The following is a 20,914-nucleotide window of genomic DNA, read 5'->3' as shown; positions in this document are numbered from 1 at the left end:
AAGGGCATTGCGGTGAGCTCAGGCTCGGCGTGCACCAGCGCAAGCCTTGAGCCGAGCTACGTACTGCGGGCGCTGGGCCGCGATGACGAGCTGGCGCACAGCTCGATCCGCTTCACGCTGGGTCGCTACACCACGGTGGAGGAGGTGGACTACACGGTGGAGCTGGTCAAGGGCGCGGTGGCCAAGCTTCGCGAGCTCTCGCCGCTGTGGGAGATGTACCAGGAGGGGGTGGATCTCAAGAGTGTGGAGTGGGTGGCGCATTGATACGGCAGATACAAGATACAAGGTACAAGGGGTTTGAACCCTTTTCCCTTTTCCCTTTGCCCTTGTACCTTTTCCCTGAATTCAAGGAGGTAACGGTATGGCATACAGCGACAAGGTACTGGACCATTACGAGAACCCGCGCAATGTGGGAGCGCTGGACAAGGCGGACCCGAGTGTGGGCACGGGCATGGTGGGAGCGCCGGCCTGTGGAGACGTGATGAAGCTGCAGATCAGGGTCAATGAGCAGGGCGTGATCGAGGATGCCAAGTTCAAGACCTACGGGTGCGGCTCGGCGATTGCCAGTTCGAGCCTGCTCACGGAGTGGGTGAAGGGCAAGACGCTGGATGAGGCCTCGGAGATCAAGAACACGCAGATTGCCGAGGAGCTGGCGCTGCCGCCGGTGAAGATACACTGTTCGGTGCTTGCCGAGGACGCCATCAAGGCGGCCATCTCGGACTTCAGGAAGAAGTCGGGCGACGAGGAGAGCGAACGAAAGATCGCTTGAAACCAGTGGCAAGTGGCAAGTCTCAAGTGGCAAGGGATTTCCTTGCCACTTTTTTTATGAGGGATCTGCGCGTGGGCAGCTGAAGGCCCGAAAAGCCAACCGCGAGGGACGCGAAGGTATGCGCGAAGGTCGCGAAGGATTTTTCCAGATGACTTCCCTTTGCGTCCTTCGCGCATACCTTCGCGCCCTTCGCGGTTCGCTCTCTTGGCTATCCGACTTCATGATCAAAAAGGCTACGACAGTTCGCGCAGGTGCAGGCGCAGGGCCTTGAACTGGTCGGGATCGGGGTCGGGGCCGTAGCGCAGGGCCTCGTAGGTGCGGGTGAAGCGCGTGACGGCGTCGCGCAGGTCGGGGCGCTCCCGGGCGACCCGGTGCGCGAAATCGCGGGGCCCCTCGTGGGGGTGCGGTGCAATGCCGACGCGGGCCATGCGCCGCGCAAAGCGTCGATACATGCGTGCCAGGGGATCGCGCTGCGGGCGGCGGTTGCGCCACAGGAACGCGAGTCCGAACACCATCGCCACCGCCAGCAGCAGGCCCACCATGAGGCCCACGACGCCCCGCCAGTCCAGGTGTCCCAGGCCCAACCTCTCCAGAAACTCACGCTGACGGTCCGGTCCGAATCCCAGCACCCAGCCGTTCCAGTAGTAGGCGGTCACGTCGCGCCAGTAGTCCCATTGAAAGCGCAGCGTCATGATCATGCCGAGGCCCTCGCCACGGCGCAGGAAGGCCGGCACATTGGCGTCGCCGCTCAGCGCGGCATGAATGCCCTGTTCGATGCGTTCCGGTGCCACGGCGGCCGTCGGATCCACACGCACCCAGCCCTGACCCTCCAGCCAGACCTCCGCCCAGGCATGGGCATCGGACTGGCGCACGAGCAGGTAGCCGCCGGCGCGGTTCCATTCCCCGCCCTGGTACCCCGTCACCACCCGGGCGGGAATGCCGGCGGCCCGCATGAGAAACACGAAACTGCCCGCGTAGTGTTCGCAGAATCCGGCGCGGGATTCGAACAGGAACTGGTCCACCGGGTCCCGATCCAGCCGCGGGGGGGAGAGTGTGTAGCGAAACGGTTCACGATTGAAGAACTCCAGCGCGCGCTGGACGACCTCACTCGGCGCGTCGGTTTCCGCCAGCCACGCCTCGGCCAGCGCGCGGGCCCGGGGCGCCGCACCGCCGGGCAACTGCAGGTTCTGCTCGCGGCGTTGGGGATTCAGTTCGGATTCGAGTGGCGCGGCCGGCGCGGAGGTGAGGTTGTATGTCTCCAGCCGGTGTACCGGACGCCGGGTGCTCAGCACGTAGTCGGGGTTGAGCCGCGCCCCGGCGGGCACCGATGCCGGCCGGTCCAGCGCCAGCAGCCATCGGTTGTGATGGGGTTCCAGCATGACCGAATAGGTCAATGTCCCCGGCGCCAGGGGCGGTTCCGGATCGGGGCTGTACGGGAAGTCCGGAAGGGGTCTCCAGGTGCGCCCGTCGTACGCACTGAACACAGGGCCTCGCCAGTAGCGCAGCGGCGCCGGCGGGGGGCCATCGGGGAAGGTGGCGCGCAGGGCCGGTGCGTTGGACTGGAGCAGTTCGCTGATGGAACCCGGCGACATGCTGTCGGACAGTCCGGTGCGGGCGGCGGGTTCGTCCTGGGGCATGCCCCAGAGGGGGCCGGGTAGCCGCGGGAAGAGCAGGAACAGGATCACCATGACGGGGATGGCCTGCACGAGCATCAACCCGGCAAGGCCGGCGTGTTCACGAAGTGTCGGTGGCGGCCCCACCGCATTGAGCCGGATCAGGGCCATGGTGGTCAGCACCATGGCAGCGGCCAGGTAAAGGACCACGGGGATTTCCTGGCTGTAGAGGAAATGCGTGACCACCACGAAATAGCCGAGGAACACCGTGAGCATGGCATCCCTCGGGGTGCGGCTCTCCAGCATCTTGAGGCCGGTCATCACCAGCAGCAGCGAGACCCCCGCATCGCGCCCCAGCAGGGTGCCGTGCGTGGCGACGACGCCGACCGTGGCAGCCAGTGCCGTGAGCGCCAGCAACCAGCGTCCGGGCAGGCGAAGGCCCTGCCTTGCAGCCATGTAGCGCCATCCCACGGAGAGCAGGGCGAGGGCCACCACCCAGGCAGGCTGGTTCAGGGCATGGGGCGCCAGCAGCACGGTGAGGGCGAGGGTGAGCCAGCCCAGGGGCGCCAGGCCGACTCTGTCCGACAAGACGGGTGCCGCCGTGGTCATGCGGACTGCCCGAACAGGGCCAGTGCAGTGAGGCAGCGATGACGGTGCTCCGGCCCCAGGGCGGGCTGGCAGACCAGCCCGGGCAAGCGCAGGCCGTAGCGTGCCCGTTGCGCGTCCGCCCGCAGCACCAGAAAGCACAGCATTGACAGGCGGGTCTCCGTGTCCGCGGCGGGCAGGCTGTCCCAATCCAGCCAGAGATCCCGGCCCTGCTGCTCCTCGAATTCCCGGGTATAGAGGTCCCCGGTGCGGGCCAGCGCCTTCCAGTCCAGGTGCCGCAGGGAGTCGCCGGGCTGATACTCGCGCAGGCCGGCGAACTCCCCGCCTGCCCGCACCAATGGCGGGAATTCCCGTGAATCGTCACCGGGACCGGCGGTCTCCGCCCGTGTGGACAGGGGCGCCGGGTAGACGGTGACGGCTTCGTCGAACTCGATCCACGACCACGCCTGGAACAGGCCCAGGGGGTACGTGGTCGCCAGTGTGAATCTGCCCGGGCGCAGTCGGCCTCGCCGGCGGGCAGGCAGGCTGATGTGTGCAATGGTGTTGCTTCGGTCCATCACGGCGACTGGTTCCGAGGCGATGTCACCCCGGATCAGCAACAGGGCCCGGCGCGGCACGTGGCTCGGATTCTCGATGCGATAGCGGCACAGCGCCTGTTCTCCCGCGAACACCGGTTCGAGCGGCATGCGGCTGACCCGCAGGCCGAGGAGATTGCGATGCGTGTGCCAGATACTGTTGGCGCCCAGTCCGGCCAGCAGGAATGTGAGCATGAAGGCCATGCTGTTGCTGTAGTTGAAGGCTCCCACCAGCATGATGACAAGCATCAGCGCATACACGTAACCTGCGCGCGTGGGCACGATATAGATGCGCCGCCGGTGCAGCGTCACCTCCCGCCCCGCCGGATGTTCACGCCGCGTCAGCCAGCGTACGGCGGGTTCCAGAATCTGCGCGCTGAGTTTCATGGCGTTGACAGGTAAATTCGTTTTTCCTGAACCACGAAGCTCACGAAGAACACGAAGAAAGAAGGAAAAAGATCTTCTCTCGCAAAGACGCGAAGCACGCTAAGAAGACCTGTAGAACAAATGAAGAGTATTACTTTGCGTGCTTTGCGGCTTCGCGAGAGAAAATGCCTTTGCCTTTCTTCGTGAGCTTCGTGGTAAGACAAACGCGTATTCAAGGAATCGCCACCGCCTCGATGAGTTCGCGGGTGAGCTGGTCGGGGTTGCCGGGGGTGCCTTCGGCGGGGGCCAGTCGGTGACCGGTGACCGAAGGCAGCACGGCCTGGATGTCTTCCGGGATCACGTGTTCGCGTCCGTCCAGCGCGGCCCAGGCGCGGGCGGCGGCCAGCAGGCCCAGTGCGGCGCGTGGCGAAAGGCCCCGCGCGTAGTGATGCGGATCCCGGGTGCGGGCGATGAGGCGCTGCAGGTAGTCCACCAGGGCTTCCGAGATGTGCAGCCGTGCGACCTCGTCCTGGAGACGCGCCAGGGCCTCTGGGCTCAGGTGCGCGGGCAATTCGGCAATGAGGTCTCGCCTGTCCCTGCCCTGAAGCAGGGCGCGTTCGGCCTGTGCGTCGGGATAGCCGAGCCGGATGCGCATGAGAAACCGGTCCAGCTGGGATTCCGGGAGGGGAAACGTGCCGGCCTGCTCTCGGGGGTTCTGGGTGGCGATCACGAAGAAGGGATCGGGCAGGGGACGCGTGGTACCTTCAACGGTGACCTGCTGCTCTTCCATCGCCTCCAGCAGGGCGCTTTGAGATTTCGGCGGCGCCCGGTTGATCTCGTCGGCCAGCAGCATCTGGGTGAATACCGGTCCCGGGTGGAACTCGAATCCCTTGCCGGCCCCCTCGAAGACCGATACGCCGAGGATGTCGGCGGGCAACAGATCACTGGTGAACTGGATGCGCTGGAACTGGAGCCCGACGCTTTTCGCCAGTGCATGGGCCAGCGTGGTCTTGCCCACGCCTGGTTGATCCTCGATGAGCAGATGTCCGCGGGCCAGCAGGCACGCCAGGGCCAGCCGAATGGGGTGGGGCTTGCCCAGGATCACCCCGCCCACCTGGTCCAGGATCTGTTGCAGCGTGGTGTTGCGGGAAGCTTGGGTCAACGGGGTGAGGGACATGGGCAATCCGGCCTCCGCTTCAACGTATTCCCCATATGTTTCCGCCTGTTGCGTGCCAGCCGGTGTCCGCCCGGTGAGATATGCGGGCTTGCTTGAAGATACCAGTGGGGGGGGATCGCGGCAAACCGCACGAGAGTGCACAACCCTGCAATCGACATGGAAAAACACCATCCGGGTCAAGGCGCCAGTCGCTTCATCCAGAAGGTCATCTCCTTGGACGTCTCCCGGTCCTCGTCCAGATCCTGCCAGGAAAACTGCGCCTTGAGTTCCGGCACCGGCGCGTACCCCCGTTTTCTCCAGAAGTCGTCGAGTGAGCGATATCCTTCGGGTCTGCGGGGATGGTTGCGGGGCCGGTCCACGGCGCAGAAGCAGGTGTAGTCGAATCGCCCCAGGGCCCGGGCGTGGTCTTCGCGCTCATCGAAGAAGCGCACGCCCAGCCCGCGTCCCCGGTACCCGGGCAACAGCACCGATTCCCCGAAGTAGAAGATGCGTTGAATATCCATGTGCCGTTCACGAAACGGGGCAATGACGTTGTCGGTTTCGTCTGCCAGGGGCAGTCCGGTGGACGCCCCCACGATGCGCTCTGCATCGAACACCAGCACGATGACGCTGTCGGCCGACTGCGTGTAGGTGCGGAGGTAGCGTTCCTCGTAGTCCGGGTCGCCGTCGTAGAGGTAGGGAAACGCCCGGAACACTTCGATGCGCAGTCTTGCGAGTTCAGGAATCCACGCATCGACCCCGGATCCCGTGAACCGTTTCACCGACAGTGGTTGGGTCATGGTCTCGCAGACTCCCGGGGCCGAGTGAAAAGCGCGGGCAAGTGTGGCAACTTTGGCGACGGGCCCATCGACCGGTTGCCCTCCATGAACGACGTACTCGTTAACCTGATCGCAGAGCATCCACCTTGGCCGCATCGTACGCGCACTTGAACTGGGAGGACAACGCGACGGGCCCGGTCCTGCTGCGCCTGGCCGGGCGTCTCGATGCCGAGACCGCCTCCCGGGTCTGGGAGGATGCGCTGCGCGGGCTGAGGTCTCGCGCGGAGCAGCCCGTTCGCATTGACACCACCGCGGTGGAGTATTGCGATGGCGCGGGCGTCGCACTGATCGTGGATCTGCTTCGCCAACCGCGAGGGCCGCAGGCGGGCGTGAGCCTGGGCGATACGCCCGAGCCGGTCATGCGCATGCTGGCGCCGTTTCGCTCAGGCGACTTCCCTGCCGGCGCGGATGCGGCATTACCGCGATCAAGGCGTCTTCGCGAGCGTCTCGCGGAGGGCGTGCATGACCTTGGGCACAGTCTTTATGAGCAGATTGCCTTCCTGGGCGAGGCGGCCGCCGCGCTGGCGGCTGCACTGCGCCATCCGCGTCGCGTGCGCTGGCGTGATGCACTGGATATCGCCCAGGAGGCGGGTGCCAACGCACTGCCCATCGTCATTCTGATCGCCTTTCTCATGGGCGTGATCCTCGCGTTTCAGTCGGCCGTGGCCATGCGCCAGTTCGGCGCCGAGATCTTCGTGGCCAATCTGGTTGCGTTGTCGCTTTTGCGCGAACTCGGCCCGCTCATGACCGCCATTCTCCTGGCGGGCCGTTCGGCGGCGGCGTTTGCGGCCGAGATCGGCACCATGAAGGTCAACGAGGAGATCAGCGCACTCAAGACCATGGGCCTCGATCCGGTGCGCTTTCTTGTTGTCACGCGGGTGCTTGCAGCGGTGGTGGTCATGCCCCTGCTCACGGTGGTGGCCAACATGGTGGGCCTTGTGGGCGGTGGGTTGGTGATGCTGACCTTCGACGTGCCGCTGGTGACCTACTTCCACCAGGTCACCAGCGCGGTCTCTCCGAGCGACCTGTTTGGCGGCCTGTTCAAGGCCGCGGTATTCGGATTGCTGGTCGCCGGGGTGGGTTGTCTGCGGGGCCTGGAGACGCGCAGCGGGGCGGCCGCGGTGGGCCGCTCCACGACCCGTGCCGTGGTGAGTGCTATCATTCTCATCGTCGTGGCGGACGGTGTGTTCGCCGTGGTGTACTTCCACCTGGGGATCTGATGGATTCGCCTGCCAGCGACAGCCTGAACGGGGCCACACCGCAACAGGGCGGTCCGGATACCGTGATCCGGGTGGAGGATCTCACCCTGGGTTTCGATGACGTGCCCCTGCTGGAGCACCTGAACTTCGACGTGCAGCGCGGCGAGGTCTTCGTCATTCTCGGTGGATCAGGGTGCGGCAAGAGCACGCTCCTGAAGCACATGATCGGTCTGCGGGTCCCCATGTCGGGTCGCATCCTGATCGACGGTCAGGACATCACCACCGTGCAGGGTGAGGCCCGCCAGACCCTGCTGCGAAAGATCGGCGTCGCCTTCCAATCGGGCGCCTTGTTCGGGTCCATGTCCCTCCTGGAAAATATCTGTCTGCCGCTGGAGGCGAGCACGGCACTCGCTCCGGATGCCCGGGCGCTGGTGGCGCGCATGAAGCTGCGCCTGGTGGGGTTGTCGGGATACGAGCATCACCTGCCGGCCGAGCTTTCGGGCGGCATGCAGAAACGGGCGGCCATTGCCCGTGCCATGGCGCTGGATCCCATGGTCCTGTTTCTGGACGAGCCCTCTGCCGGTCTGGACCCGGTAACCGCGGCCGATCTGGACCAACTGATCCTTCGCCTGTCCGGTACGCTCGGAATGACCTTCGTGGTGGTCAGCCACGAACTGGCGAGCGTGGACGCCATCGCCGATCGGGTCATCATGCTGGATCGCGAAAGCCGGGGCATCATCGGTGAGGGGGCGCCCGACTGGCTGCGTCAACATGCCGGGCATCCGGCGGTGAGGCGTTTCTTCAACCGGGAGCCGTCGGAGGCCGCATGAAGGATCGGCCTTTGTTCCCGCAGCCCGTAAAACCATGAAGACCCGAAGCGGTTACTTCAGACTCGGTCTGTTCATCATTGGCGCAGTGGCGACCGGCGTGCTGCTGCTCGTGGTGCTTGGTGTGGGCAACCTGTTTCGCCCCACCGTGATGATGGAGACGTACTTCGACGGGTCGGTTCAGGGCCTGGACGTGGGTGCGCCGGTCAAGCTTCGCGGCGTGACCATCGGCGAGGTGACGGGAATCGGATTCACCCACGCACGCTATGAACTGGACGTGCCTCCGGTGGAGCGGCATCAATACGTGATGGTGGACGCCACCATTCGCGTCGACCGTCTCGGTACCGGCGATCGCGTCCCGACGCCCGAGGTGGTGCAGGCGCTGGTGGACCGGGGCCTGCGCGTTCGCCTCAGCCCGCAGGGCGTGACGGGCATCTTCTTCCTGGAACTGGATTTCATGGATCCCGCCCTGCGGGCTCCCATCGAGATCCGGTGGGAGCCGGAGCATATCTACGTGCCGTCGGCCCCCGGTACCGTGACGCAGTTCATCGAGTACGCCGAGCGTGTCGGGCGCCGCCTGGACGCACTGGATATGGAAGGCGTGGTGGATTCCATGCAGCGTGTTCTGGAGAACCTGGAAGCGATGACCAGGGCCCTCGACGTGGCGCGCATCAATGAGGAAACCATCGCCCTGCTCGGGGAGTTCCGCACCTCGGCCGAACGCCTGGACCGTGTGCTGTCTGCACCTGCGCTTGCGCAGGTCCCGGAGGATCTGGGGACGGCGGCCGTCAATCTTCGCGCGCTGTCGGAAAGTCCGAGGTTCGACGAGACGCTGGACAACCTGGATAGCGCCGTGCGCAGCGTGGAACGTACGGCCAGGGGCTTGGAGACGACACTGCAGGGTCATGAGCACGATTTCGTCACCATCCTCGACAATCTGCGCGTCATGTCGGATCAGCTCCGTGCCCTGACGGAGGATGCGGCCCTGTATCCCGGCGTGTTCCTGGGCAGTCCGCCGCCGCCGCGCGTCGAGGACGGGGAGGGCGCACCATGAGCGCGACCCGGCACGCTCTTGGGCTCGTGGCCACGCCGTTCCTGATCATGCTGGTGAGTGCCTGTACCGTGGGCGTGGACCTGCAGAGGCCGGCGCTGGAGAGGCAGCGTTTTGTCATGGATGTGGAACGTGTCGCGGGACACGAGACCCGCGAAGGCGGGCCCACGCTGACGCTGGGGCCGGTGCGGGTGGCACCCGAGTTCGAGCATCGCAGCTTCGTCTACCGAATCGATGACAGGCGCTACCAGGGTGACTTCTACAACCAGTGGTTCACCAGCCCCAGGGATCAGGTGGCCGGCGCGGCAGCCACCTGGTTCTCCGGCAGTGCGGCGTTTGGTGGGTTGGTGCCCCCGGCGTTGGCGGGCAGCGCGGATTACCGGCTCGATCTCTCCGCCGCCGCACTGTACTGGGATCTGCGTGATGCCCGGCGGCACACGGCCGAGGTGGTGTTGGATGCACACCTGAGCAGACGCACAGATGCGGGTCGTGTGAGCGTGACGAGCACCCGGGCCTCGGCCAGTCGGATCGTCACCGGGACCGGGGCAGAGGCTCGAGTGGAAGCCATGGAGAAGGCACTGGCCGAGGCGTTACGGGCGCTGGAGGAGACGCTGGAGCGGGTGCTCGCTGAATCGGGATCAGACTCCTGATTCGCCGTCGTCGGTGTCCCGGCGCTTCACGAGGCTGAGACGTACCGTGCCCCTCTGCTCATCGTTGCGCGAATCGCTCAGCTCCCGCAGGACCCAGCCCTTGCCCTTATCGGCCTGAACGACTCTTGGGCCCAGGCTGAGGGTGATGCGCTCTGCGGCATTCTGCCTCGCGTGTTCCATGGCCCGCCGGGCGATCTCGTGGAGTTCCTCGGCGGTCACGTCGACGACCACGTTCATCTGTTCCATGGCCCATTCAACATCCTCCTCCGTGGGACCGTCCCGTTCCCGCGGATGCTCGTGATGCGGGTAGGCCAGCGCGGCCGGGTAGCGCCGCCAGGGAAACGGGTAGTTAATCAGCACGGCCATCACGAACAACAGCACCAGGTTGAGCAGCAGGGGCGTCAGAACGAAGAGATACCCGAGTCCGTACACGGTGGGCCCCCCCAGGACGGCGGTGAGTGCCGTTGCACCGCCGGGCGGGTGCACACAGCGCAGCAGGTGCATGCAGCCGACGGTCAGGCCGACGGCGAGCGCCGCGGCGAGCGCCGGTTGCGGAACCAGTACGGCGCAGGTGACGCCCACCAGGGCGGCGATCATGTGTCCGCCGAACAGCGGCCAGGGTTGCGACAGGGCGCCATGGGGCAGGGCAAACAACAGGATGGCGGATGCGCCCATGGAGGCCAGCATGAACATGGCGGCGACGCCTTCGAGAAGCCGGACGCTGGTCCAGTACACCAGCAGAATGGCCAGTGTTGCGCTGGCCGTGGCCACCGCCACCTCGGTCCATCCCACGGCGTTCGTGGCGGAGGCGAAGTGGCGGATGCGTGTGACGAATGACGGCTTGCGCGACACCAAGGAATGACCAGTCTGTGACTCGGGATCGGGACCGCGATACTCCACGGGCGCGAGTGGTGTGAAATGGTGTGCAAAAAATACAGGAAATGGGTCAGTCTGGCCACGGGCCACCGTTTTTCGTCGGCACCCGGGGTGTGTCAGGTGCTGCCCAGGACCCTCAGCCCGGGCACCACCAGCCGGTCACGCCAGTCATCCTCCAGGTAGCGATCCAGCCATTGAGAGACCGCATCGATATTGCCGGGCCGGGAGATGTAGTAACCCTGTGCAAAATCGCAACCCAACGCACCGAGCAGCGCGAGTACCTCGCCGTTCTCCACCCCTTCCGCCACCACCCGGAAGCCCAGGTTGTGGGCCAGGTCAATGGTGGAGCGGACGATGATCGCGTCGTTCTCGCTCTCCAGCATGTCCATGACGAAGGAACGGTCGATCTTCAGCACGTTGACCGGCAGGAGCTTGAGATAACCCAGTGACGAGAAGCCGGTGCCGAAATCGTCCACCGCCAGCCGAACGCCCATGACACTCAACAGTTCCAGGATCTGCCGTGCATTCACCGGATCGCTCATCATGGCGCTCTCGGTGATCTCCAGCGTCAGGCGCTCGGGCGGGAACCCGGTCTTCTCCAGTGCGCTGCTCACGGCCTGGGGAAGATTCGGGTCCTGCAGGTTCCACGCCGACAGGTTGACGGACAGGTGGGTATGCCTGTGGGCCTCGTCGATGCGGATGAACTCACTGATGGCGTTTTCCAGCACCCAGTAGGTGAGCGGGCCGATCAGGCCCGTGTGTTCGGCCATGCGGATCAGATGGTCCGGAGCCACCGGGCCGTGGGTGGGGTGATGCCACCTGAGGAGGGCCTCGACACCGGCAGGCGATCCCTGGGGCAGGCGGATCATCGGCTGGTAGTGAAGGTAGAGGTGCCGCGGGTCGCGCAGTTCCGCGTGCAGGTCGCCCACCAATGCGAGCCGGTCCGCCGTGTGGTCGTCGCTGTCCGGGTGGTACAGGGCCAGTCCATCGCTTTGTTCTTTCGCCACATACATGGCGATGTCGGCCCGGCGCATGAGCGTACTGGCATCCTCGCCGTGATCCGGATACAGGGCGATGCCGATGCTTGTGCCCACGTATACGTTCTGGTGGTCGATGACGAATACGCCGCTGATCGCCTGCCTGATCTTCGCCGCGAACTCCCGGGCGCCCAGCTCGTCCGTGTCCCGGGCGAGAATGGCGAACTCATCGCCGCCCAGTCGGGCCACGGTGTCGGTGGATCGCAGCGAACCCTGCAGACGGAGCGCGACCTCCTGGAGCAGACGATCCCCCACCGGATGGCCGAGGGCGTCGTTCACCTCCTTGAAGCGGTCAAGGTCCAGCAGGAGCACAGCCATCGATCCCCCGGTGCGCCGCATGTGGCTGATGGCCTGTTCAAGGCGGTCGTTGAGCAGCACGCGGTTCGGCAGGCCCGTGAGGGCGTCGTGCAGGGCCTGATGTTCCAGGGCTCTGGTGCGGACCTGGACCTGCTGCTGCAGGTCGTTGAAGGCCTTGACCAGTTGCTGGACCTCCTGGCTGCGCGCCAGCGTGTTCTCGGGCAGGCGTCGATCATCATGTCGCGCCAGTGACTCGGCGATCTGTCGCAGCGGCTCCAGCACCGAACGCCGCATCACCACGAAGGTGACTGCCATGAAGCCGAGACCCAGCAGGGCCAGTCCCCAGAGCTGGTAGGTGGTGCGGTGGGCGACGTCCTGAAGTGCAGCGGTGTTGCTCGACGACCAGTCATGCAGGGTCGATTCGAGGGCGCCGAGGCTGGAGAACACGCGTTCCTGAGCGGGCAGAATGTGATCTGTCATGTATTCGAGGTCCGCGCGCCACACCGCGGTGGCGTGGAGTCCTCCGATCGTGCGCCAGTGGCCCTTCCACTCAATGGCGGCCTGCTGCATCTCGTGAAGGGCGGCTTCCGCCTCAAAACCGAGTTCCCCGGCCTGCTTGCGTTCCTCAAGGCGATCGAGCCGGGCCTCAATGAGCGGAAGCAGCACGTCGACGTTGCTGTCCTGAGCGTCGAGACCTCTTTCATCGAGTCCGGCAAAACGGATCATGCCGGCCCTGAAGTTGAGGACCATGCGTCGCCACAGATCGCGGACTTCATCGAATGCTCCATAGAGTTCCGATGCGTAGGGGCGCCCGTCCCTTGCCGCGATCTCACGCAATGCCTGGTCCGCTGCTGTCTCGAAGGCCACGTGAGGTGCCAGGAGATGATCAGTCAGGTAGGTGAGCAACGGATAGACCCAGGCAGGATCTTCGCGCTTTTGGATGAGGTCGTTCAGGTGAAAGACCAGCACACCGATGGACTTCTCCAGTGTGTCCAGTTGCGCCTCCAGCCCCAGGTGCCGAATGGCCGGATCGTCCATGATCAACTGAATCCGTTCCTCGATCAGGGTCAGCTGGCGGTGGATCGTTACCTCGTGTTCCGGCTGCGGGACCAGCAACGTGGAGTTCAGGGTGTTGTCCACGACCCGCAATGCGCTGCGGATATCAGTGATGGCGGCACGTGTGCGTTCGCTGAGGGTCGCTGACCGGACGTTCTCTTTCACCGCCGTATTTGTCAGATGACTGGCTGTAAAGGCGACCACCAGAAACACCGTCGCCATGACCGCCGCCAGCAGCAGATACACTGTGCTCAGGCGCGGCAGATTTCCCTTGTGTTCCCCGGCATTGGACATGGTGGTTGCTGTCGCCGCGCATGCCGCGCGGGACTCCTCCCCGGACTCCTCAATTTCGTTCTTGTTATGTGATGGCCACGGTTGTGCTCCCGAGGTGGTTCCGTGTATGCGGTACCAGGGGACGCCAAGCCGGAGGCGCTCGGGGCAGTATCAGGTCGCACCCTTGCCGCAGGGTGGCTGGCTCGACGAAAGGTCGATTTTTGGAGACGAACGGCTGGGTGACCCGGACGCGGGTCCCTGACGTGGATCAACCGCCTGAGCGGCGGCATGCGGCCGGGGAAAAGGAGGGAAGAATGGTGGAGCGGATGGGAGTCGAACCCACGACCTCAGCAGTGCGATTGCTGCGCTCTCCCAACTGAGCTACCGCCCCATGAGCGCGGTATTGTAATCGTTTGTTCAGGAAGTTGCACGAAGCCGCCGGCCGCCTTGGTGCAACACGCGAGTGGGGCCGGTCGTCGCCGCGTGATGTCAGGGCGACGGCACCTCTCGTCTCAGTATCAATCCGGCCAGCGGGGGCAGGGTCAGCACAATGGAGTGGGGGTGCCCCATCCAGGGGATATCCTCGCTCTCGGCCGAGGCGATGCCGACGTTGCTGCCGCCGTAATGATGGGAATCCGAGTTGAGCACGACCTGGTAGGTGCCGCGATGCGGCACGCCCAGGCGATAGCCGTCGCGGGGTACGGGGGTGAAGTTAAGGACGACCAGCACCTCGTCGTCGCCGTGCCTGCGCAGGAAACTCAGTACGGACTGTGCCGAGTCGTGACAGTCCACCCACTCGAAACCCGCCCACTCGAAATCCAGGTGGTGAAGCGCGGGCACGTCCCGGTACAGCCTGTTGAGATCCCCCACGAGGGTCTGCACGCCCTGGTGCAGGGGATAATCCAGCACGTACCAGTCCAGTTGTCCCGCGGCGTCCCATTCGTCCCCCTGGCCGAACTCACAGCCCATGAACAGGAGCTTCTTGCCCGGGTAGGCCCACATGTAGGTGTAGAGCAGGCGCAGGTTGGCGAACCGTTGCCATTCGTCCCCGGGCATCCGGTAGAGCAGGCTGCGCTTGCCGTGCACGACTTCGTCATGGGAGAAGGGCAGGACGAAGTTCTCCGAGAAGGCATACAGCAGCCCGAAGGTGAGCTGGTCGTGGTGGTAGTGACGGTGGATGGGATCCTTCGTGAAGTATTCCAGGGTGTCGTGCATCCAGCCCATGTTCCACTTCATGGCGAAGCCCAGGCCGCCGAGCCAGGTGGGCCGGGTGACCTGGGGCCACGCGGTGGATTCCTCGGCGATGATCAACGTCCCCGGGTGCTGGCCCTGGACCACGCTGTTGAGTTCCCGGATGAAATCGATGGCCTCCAGGTTCTCGTTGCCGCCATACCGGTTGGGCACCCAGTCCCCGGCTTCACGCGAGTAATCCAGGTAGAGCATGGAGGCCACCGCGTCCACGCGCAGGCCGTCGATGTGAAACTCCTCCACCCAGTACAGGGCACTGGAGATCAGGAAGTTGCGCACCTCGTTGCGCCCGTAATTGAAGATCAGCGTGCCCCAGTCCCGATGCTCACCCTTGCGGGGGTCCTCGTGTTCATACAGCGCCGTGCCGTCGAAGCGGGCCAGGGCGTGGCGATCCTTCGGGAAATGCCCGGGCGCCCAGTCGAGAAGGACACCGATGCCGTTGGCATGGCAGTGATCCACAAAGTAGCGGAAATCGTCCGGGGTGCCGAAGCGGCTGGTCGGGGCGTAGTAGCCCGTGGTCTGATAACCCCAGGACGCGTCGAAGGGATGCTCCGTGACGGGCAGCAGCTCGATGTGCGTGAACCCCAGTCGCCTGACGTAGTCCACAAGGGCATGTGCCTGCTCCCGATAGCCGACAAACTCCCCTTCCGGCCCACGGCGCCAGGAACCCAGGTGCACCTCGTAGATGGACATGGGGCGGTGCAGCCAGTGTTCGCCGTGGCGGGCCTGCAGCCAGTCCTCGTCGTGCCAGGGGTAATCGGTTTCCGCGGGGATGACGCCGGCGGTGCGGGGGCGCAGTTCGAATTGCCGACCGTAGGGGTCGGTCTTGACCATGACTTCGCCGGTCTCACGGTTGCGGATCTCGTACTTGTAGAGGCAACCGGCCTCCAGGCCCGGTATGAAGAGCTCCCACACGCCGCTGCCGCCGCGCACCCGCATGGGGTGGGCGCGGCCGTCCCAGGCGTTGAAGTCACCCACCACGCTGACCCGCTCGGCCCCCGGGGCCCACACGCCGAACAGCGTGCCCTCGATGCCTTCCACCGTATGCATTCTGGCGCCCAGTATGCGGTAGGCATGCCAGTGGCGCCCCTCGTTGAACAGATGGATATCGAAGTCGGCAATCTGCGCGGGGAAGGCATACGGATCGTAGGCCACCTGCTCGTGGCCGTGGCCGTCGGTCCAGCGGATCCGGTACCGGCGCGGTGGTGGCGACGCCCCCTGCCAGCGAAACAGGGCGGTCTTGCCGATACGGACCATGGGGGCATCGCCCGCATCGACGACCCAGGCCTCGACCGCCCGGGGCAGGCAGGCATGTATGACGTGATGATCGCCGTGCTCGTGACAGCCCAGCACCGAGAAGGGGTCGTGGTGACGGGCATTGAGGATCCTGTCGAGCTCCGATGAGTTCACGTTTTTCGTCGACAATGACATGATCTCTCCGCGGACCCCTTTCGACAGATGGCAAATGTAATAAAATGGAAATGAGGGACGTACATGATGAACGTGCGTGTGCGGGCCGACAACGCCGGTGATGACCGGCAGCTTATCATGCCTTCCCCGGCAGCGTTCCGGGGCACCGCAAGGACCCTTCAACGGCTATGAAAGCACAATCGCAACGCTTCGTCAGTCGTATCACACGAGATACCCTGGCGTTGATCCTCGCGGGTGGCCGCGGTTCACGCCTCAAGCAGCTGACCATGTGGCGCGCCAAGCCGGCGGTGCCCTTCGGTGGAAAGTTCCGCATTATCGATTTCCCGCTGTCCAATTGCATCAACTCCGGCATCCGGCAGGTCGGGGTGCTGACGCAGTACAAGGCTCATTCCCTGATCCAGCACATCCAGCGCGGCTGGGGTTTTCTGCGCGGCGAGTTCGGCGAGTTCATCGAGCTGTTGCCGGCGCAGCAGCGCATCGAGACCTCCTGGTACGAGGGGACCGCCGATGCCGTGTATCAGAACCTGGACATCATTCGCGATCACGCACCGGGCTACGTACTGATCCTGGCCGGCGATCATATCTACAAGATGGATTACGGCGACATGATCGCCTATCACGTGGAGAGCGGCGCGGACATGACCGTGGGCTGCCTGGAAGTGGGACTGGATACCGCGCGTTCCTTCGGGGTAATGGCCGTGGATGTGGACGGGCGCGTGCACCGCTTCGCCGAAAAGCCGGACCAGCCCGAACCGATGCCGGGGAACCCGGATCGGGCGCTGGCCTCCATGGGGATCTACGTCTTCAACACGCAGTTCCTGTTCGAGCAGCTGATCAAGGACGCCGACACCCCGGGCTCCAACCGCGACTTCGGCAAGGACATCATTCCCGCGGCCATCGAGCGCTACCGGGTCATGGCCTACCCGTTCCGGGACACGCAGACCGGCAGCCAGGCCTACTGGCGGGATGTGGGGACCATCGACGCCTACTGGGAATCCAACCTGGAACTGATCGGGGTCACCCCGGAACTCAACCTATACGACATGGACTGGCCCATCTGGACCTACCAGGAACAGCTGCCGCCGGCCAAGTTCGTGTTCGACGATGCGGACCGCCGCGGCATGGCGGTGGACTCCATGGTCTCCGGCGGCTGCATCATATCGGGCGCGACCGTGCGCCATTCCCTGCTGTTCTCCAACGTGGTGGTGAATTCCTACGCGGAGATTCAGGACAGCGTCGTGCTCCCCAACGTGGAAGTGGGCCGTTACTGCCGGATCACCCGGGCAGTGATCGACAAGGGCTGCCGCATCCCTGAAGGCACGGTGATCGGCGAGGACCCCCAGGAGGACGCACGGCGTTTCTATGTCTCGCCCGGCGGCGTGGTGGTGGTCACTCCGGAGATGCTGGGTACCGGCGCACGCTATGTGCGCTGACAGGACACCCCGCGCGGCGCAGAAACCGCTTCGGGTCGTGCTGTGCTGGCACATGCACCAGCCGCAGTACCGGGACGTGGTCAATCGCAGCTACCGGCTCCCGTGGACCTACCTGCATGCCATCAAGGATTACGAGGACATGGTCGCGCATCTGGAGGATGCGCCCGACGCCAAAGCGGTGGTCAATTTCGCCCCCGTGCTGCTTGAGCAGATCGACGACTACGCCCAGCAGGTGCGCGAATACCTGCAGGGGGGCCAGGAAATCCGGGATCCCCTGCTGGCCACGCTTGCGGCCGAACGCATGCCCGAGGACATCGCCGATCGTCGGCGTCTGGCGGAAGCCTGTCTGCGGGCCAACGAGTCGCATCTGATCGAAGCGTATCCGCACTTTCACGTGTTGGCACAGATGGTGCGCTGGCTGCGGGATCAGCCGGCGGGTTTTCGTTACCAGTCCGAGGCATTCTTTGCCGACCTGGTGACCTGGTATCACCTGGCCTGGCTGGGCGAGACCGTCCGGCGTCGGAACAAGCGGGTCCAGGCGCTCCTGGACAAGGGACAGGGGTTCAGCCGGGGGGACCGGCTTGAACTGCTTGGCATCATCGGCGGGCTTCTGGACGGACTGCTGCCCAGGTACCGCCGCCTGGCCGAGGCGGGCCGGGTGGAACTGGCGTTCAGCCCGTATGCCCATCCCATCATGCCGCTGCTGCTGGATCTCCAGGTGGCCAGAGAGGCGGTCCCGGACGCGCTGCTGCCCGATGTGCGGGGCTATCCGGGGGGCGAGGAACGGGTGCGCTGGCACCTGCAACGGGGGCTGGAGACCTTCGAGCATTATTTCGGGCACCGGCCGGCGGGCTGCTGGCCCTCCGAGGGGGGGATCAGCACGGCCACCGTGCGTCTGCTGGCGGAGCACGGCATGCGCTGGACGGCCAGCGGCGAGAACGTGCTGGTGAACAGCCTGCGCGAGGCGGGCGAGCTGGACGAGAACGGTGAACGCACCTGGCTGCATCGGCCGTATCGCCTTGAGGGGGCGGATACACTGTGCTTTTTCCGGGATGACGGCCTGTCCGACGCCATCGGATTCCGCTATGCGGACTGGCATTCCGATGATGCGGTCGGCGAATTCATTCACCACCTGGAGAACATTGCGGCCGGGGCGTCACCGGACACGGTGGTGTCCGTGATTCTGGACGGCGAGAACGCCTGGGAGTACTACCCCGCCAACGGATACCATTTTCTTACGTCGCTCTATCGGCGCCTGGCGGCGCACCCGGGTATCCGCCTGTGCACCTTTGCCGAATGTGTGGACGAGCTGTCCCGGCCCCCGCAGCTGTCCCGCATCGTCGCGGGCAGTTGGGTGTACGGCAGTTTCTCCACGTGGATCGGGGATGAGGACAAGAACCGCGGCTGGGCGTTGCTGGTGCAGGCCAAACAGCGCCTGGACGAATTGATCCGCGAAGGCAGGCTGGGCGGGGAACGCCTTGAGCAGGCCCTGGAACAACTGGCCATTTGCGAGGGTTCCGACTGGTGCTGGTGGTTCGGGGACTACAACCCGGCCGACGTGGTCGGTGATTTCGAGGCCCTTTACCGCCATCACCTGAGCGTACTGTACGGCCTGATGGACGAACCTGCGCCCGAGGCCCTGGGCCAGGTGCTTGCCCATGGCAGTGGGCATCCCGCCGCCGGCGGCACCATGCGCCACGGCAGCGCCGGGCAGGACTGATGCCCGACACCCGGAACCGAAGGAGGATGCGTGACCGGACACACCCCTGAGACCCGTTCGCCGTTGCATGAACGTCGTGCGGGCGTGCTCCTGCATCCCACCTCGCTGCCGGGGCCCGGTCAAGCCGGGACGCTGGGGCCGGACGCGCATCGTTTCCTGGATTTTCTCGAGGCGAGCGGGATGAGCGTCTGGCAGATGTTGCCCCTGTCGCAACCCCACGAGGGCGGTTCCCCCTACCAATGTATGTCCGTCAATGCGGGCAACATCGACCTGATCTGCCAGCGTGCCCTGGTGCAGTGGGGCTGGCTGGAGGCGGTGCAGCCGGAGAGCGAGCGGCGAAATCCCTTTCATTGCGAGCTGCTGCGCCTGGCCCGACAGGGATTCCTGGCCGTGGCGGGCGACGCGGATCGCGAGGACTACCACGATTTCGTACAGCAGCATGGCCACTGGCTGGAGGACTACGCTCTCTACCTGGCGCTGAAACAGGAGCACCGGGGGCGTCCCTGGTGGGAGTGGGAGCCTGACCTGAGGGACCGCCATACCGGAGCGCTTAAACGCGTCCGCAATCGCCTGCATGAGGTCCTGCAGCAATACCGGTTCGACCAATATGTCTTCTACCGCCAGTGGGCCGAACTGAGGGACGCAGCCCTCGCCAAGGGCATAGGGCTGTTCGGCGACATGCCCATCTTCGTGGCCCATGACAGCGCTGAGGTGTGGGCCCGCCGTCACCTGTTCGATCTTGACGACACCGGGCAGCCGCGCTGCGTGGCCGGTGTTCCCCCGGATTATTTTTCCGAGACGGGCCAGCGCTGGGGCAACCCTCACTACGACTGGTCACGCATGGCATCGGACGGATTCCAGTGGTGGATCGAGCGCATCGCGGCGCAGCTCGAGCTGGTGGACCTCATCCGCATCGATCATTTCCGGGGATTCGAGGCCTTCTGGTCCATTCCCGCCGATGAACCCACCGCCGTCAACGGCCACTGGGTGCAGGCGCCCGGCGATGCACTGTTTCGCGCGTTGCAGCACCGCTTCGGCGAGCTGCCGCTGGTGGCCGAGGATCTGGGCGTCATCACGCCGGAGGTGGAGGCCCTGCGCGACCGCTACGCCCTGCCGGGCATGAAGATCCTGCAATTCGCCTTCGAGGGTGGCCCGGACAATCCCTATCTGCCCCACGCCCATGAATCCAACTGCGTCGTCTACACCGGCACCCACGACAACGACACCACCCTGGGCTGGTTCAATGCCTGTGACAAGGCACTGCAGACCCGTGTGCTGAAGTACCTCGGGAACCCTTCCGATCCCATGCCCTGGCCCCTGGTGCGCAGCGCACTGGCATCCGTGGCGCGCCTGGCCGTGGTGCCGCTCCAGGACCTCCTGGGTCTGGACAGCCGCCACCGCATGAACGTGCCCGGCACCACCGAGGGCAACTGGACCTGGCGTTTCACCTGGGACCAGTTCGAAGAGGGCCTCGAGGCGCGGGTGCGGGAGATGGTGGAGACGTATGGACGAAAGAAGTAGGAAGTGTGAATTGGGAAAGCAGAAGTGGGAAGTGTGAATTGGGAAGTGGGAATGAGAGCCTTCAATTCTCACTTCCCAATTCACCCTTCCCACTTCAAAGGGTCTTTCCTTTAGACTATGCGTCCGCTGCCGGGATGGCGGAACTGGTAGACGCGCCGGATTCAAAATCCGGTTCTGGCAACAGAGTGCGAGTTCGATTCTCGCTCCCGGCACCATAACTGCAGGGGCAAGTGGCAAGTCTCAAGTGGCAAGGGGTGGGCGATCGCAGCCCCTGTGTCGGGGCATTTGTCGTGCCGCCTCCTGGCCTAGCTGTGTTACCCCAACAGGTTGTTCACAGGTAAAGCGTGGGAGGCTCTCGGGAAGGAGCGAAG

General features: G+C 64.9%; 15 protein-coding genes, 2 tRNA genes and 1 pseudogene. 10 read left to right on the top strand and 8 right to left on the bottom strand.

Going from position 1 to position 20,914, the window contains the following annotated elements; translation table 11 throughout:
* A pseudogene (locus B1C78_RS16230) lies at positions 1-264 on the top strand (IscS subfamily cysteine desulfurase); the annotation flags it as partial.
* Between the two features lie 97 nt (positions 265-361).
* Positions 362-769 carry a Fe-S cluster assembly scaffold IscU gene (gene iscU, locus B1C78_RS16225; RefSeq protein ID WP_077280208.1) on the top strand — a complete coding sequence of 136 codons (408 nt, stop codon included), beginning with the start codon at positions 362-364 and terminating at the stop codon, positions 767-769.
* A gap of 233 nt (positions 770-1,002) precedes the next feature.
* Here iscU and B1C78_RS16220 read toward each other — a convergent pair whose 3' ends face one another.
* From B1C78_RS16220 to B1C78_RS16205, 4 genes are all read right to left on the bottom strand, one after another.
* A complete protein-coding gene (locus B1C78_RS16220; RefSeq protein ID WP_245795471.1) occupies positions 1,003-2,970 on the bottom strand; it encodes a transglutaminase TgpA family protein in 1,968 nt (655 codons plus the stop codon).
* A 17-nt stretch (positions 2,971-2,987) separates the two neighbouring features.
* Positions 2,988-3,950, bottom strand: a complete 963-nt coding sequence (locus B1C78_RS16215) for a DUF58 domain-containing protein (protein ID WP_077280206.1) — start codon at positions 3,948-3,950, stop codon at positions 2,988-2,990.
* A 211-nt stretch (positions 3,951-4,161) separates the two neighbouring features.
* Positions 4,162-5,106, bottom strand: coding sequence for an AAA family ATPase (locus B1C78_RS16210; protein WP_077280205.1), 945 nt, complete (start codon positions 5,104-5,106; stop codon positions 4,162-4,164).
* A 176-nt stretch (positions 5,107-5,282) separates the two neighbouring features.
* Positions 5,283-5,885 (bottom strand): GNAT family N-acetyltransferase, encoded by a 603-nt coding sequence (locus B1C78_RS16205; protein ID WP_077280204.1) that lies wholly within the window; start codon positions 5,883-5,885, stop codon positions 5,283-5,285.
* A 125-nt stretch (positions 5,886-6,010) separates the two neighbouring features.
* On the opposite strand from B1C78_RS16205, the gene B1C78_RS16200 reads away from it, so the two are divergent.
* From B1C78_RS16200 to B1C78_RS16185, 4 genes are read left to right on the top strand one after another with little or no spacing between them, the layout of a single operon-like run.
* On the top strand, positions 6,011-7,144 hold the full coding sequence (locus B1C78_RS16200) for an ABC transporter permease (RefSeq protein WP_245795470.1): 1,134 nt from the start codon (positions 6,011-6,013) through the stop codon (positions 7,142-7,144).
* Positions 7,144-7,953 (top strand): ABC transporter ATP-binding protein, encoded by an 810-nt coding sequence (locus tag B1C78_RS16195; RefSeq protein WP_077280203.1) that lies wholly within the window; start codon positions 7,144-7,146, stop codon positions 7,951-7,953. Before B1C78_RS16200 ends, B1C78_RS16195 begins: the two co-directional genes overlap by 1 nt.
* A 34-nt stretch (positions 7,954-7,987) precedes the next feature.
* Positions 7,988-9,004, top strand: a complete 1,017-nt coding sequence (locus B1C78_RS16190; RefSeq protein WP_077280202.1) for an MlaD family protein — start codon at positions 7,988-7,990, stop codon at positions 9,002-9,004.
* Positions 9,001-9,651 carry an ABC-type transport auxiliary lipoprotein family protein gene (locus B1C78_RS16185; RefSeq protein WP_077280201.1) on the top strand — a complete coding sequence of 217 codons (651 nt, stop codon included), beginning with the start codon at positions 9,001-9,003 and terminating at the stop codon, positions 9,649-9,651. The genes B1C78_RS16190 and B1C78_RS16185 overlap by 4 nt, the downstream gene beginning before the upstream one ends.
* Here the strand turns inward: B1C78_RS16185 and B1C78_RS16180 are convergent.
* The 4 genes from B1C78_RS16180 to glgB form a co-directional block, all read right to left on the bottom strand.
* Entirely contained in the window at positions 9,640-10,503 is an 864-nt protein-coding gene (locus B1C78_RS16180; RefSeq protein WP_077280210.1) for an HPP family protein, read from the bottom strand. The two genes, B1C78_RS16185 and B1C78_RS16180, sit on opposite strands and share 12 nt — an antisense overlap.
* A gap of 140 nt (positions 10,504-10,643) precedes the next feature.
* Positions 10,644-13,211 (bottom strand): putative bifunctional diguanylate cyclase/phosphodiesterase, encoded by a 2,568-nt coding sequence (locus tag B1C78_RS16175; protein WP_245795469.1) that lies wholly within the window; start codon positions 13,209-13,211, stop codon positions 10,644-10,646.
* A gap of 294 nt (positions 13,212-13,505) precedes the next feature.
* Positions 13,506-13,581 (bottom strand) — tRNA-Ala (locus tag B1C78_RS16170).
* Between the two features lie 98 nt (positions 13,582-13,679).
* Positions 13,680-15,869, bottom strand: coding sequence for a 1,4-alpha-glucan branching protein GlgB (gene glgB, locus B1C78_RS16165; protein ID WP_077280200.1), 2,190 nt, complete (start codon positions 15,867-15,869; stop codon positions 13,680-13,682).
* 167 nt (positions 15,870-16,036) lie between these two features.
* Here glgB and glgC point away from each other — a divergent pair, with 167 nt between their 5' ends.
* The 4 genes from glgC to B1C78_RS16145 all read left to right on the top strand — a co-directional run bounded on the left by glgC (position 16,037) and on the right by B1C78_RS16145 (position 20,758).
* On the top strand, positions 16,037-17,302 hold the full coding sequence (gene glgC / locus B1C78_RS16160; protein ID WP_077280199.1) for a glucose-1-phosphate adenylyltransferase: 1,266 nt from the start codon (positions 16,037-16,039) through the stop codon (positions 17,300-17,302).
* Positions 17,292-19,022, top strand: a complete 1,731-nt coding sequence (locus B1C78_RS16155; protein ID WP_077280198.1) for a glycoside hydrolase family 57 protein — start codon at positions 17,292-17,294, stop codon at positions 19,020-19,022. The genes glgC and B1C78_RS16155 overlap by 11 nt, the downstream gene beginning before the upstream one ends.
* Positions 19,023-19,052: 30 nt before the next feature.
* The gene (gene malQ, locus B1C78_RS16150) at positions 19,053-20,543 is read left to right on the top strand and encodes a 4-alpha-glucanotransferase (RefSeq protein WP_077280197.1); all 1,491 of its coding nucleotides are present in this window, start codon (positions 19,053-19,055) and stop codon (positions 20,541-20,543) included.
* Positions 20,544-20,671: 128 nt separating this feature from the next.
* A tRNA-Leu gene (locus B1C78_RS16145) sits at positions 20,672-20,758 on the top strand.
* Positions 20,759-20,914: the final 156 nt, after the last annotated feature.

It is taken from the genome of Thioalkalivibrio denitrificans (assembly GCF_002000365.1).
Taxonomy (GTDB): Bacteria; Pseudomonadota; Gammaproteobacteria; order Ectothiorhodospirales; family Ectothiorhodospiraceae; genus Thioalkalivibrio_A; species Thioalkalivibrio_A denitrificans.
This window is presented reverse-complemented; position numbering and strand designations above follow the sequence as displayed.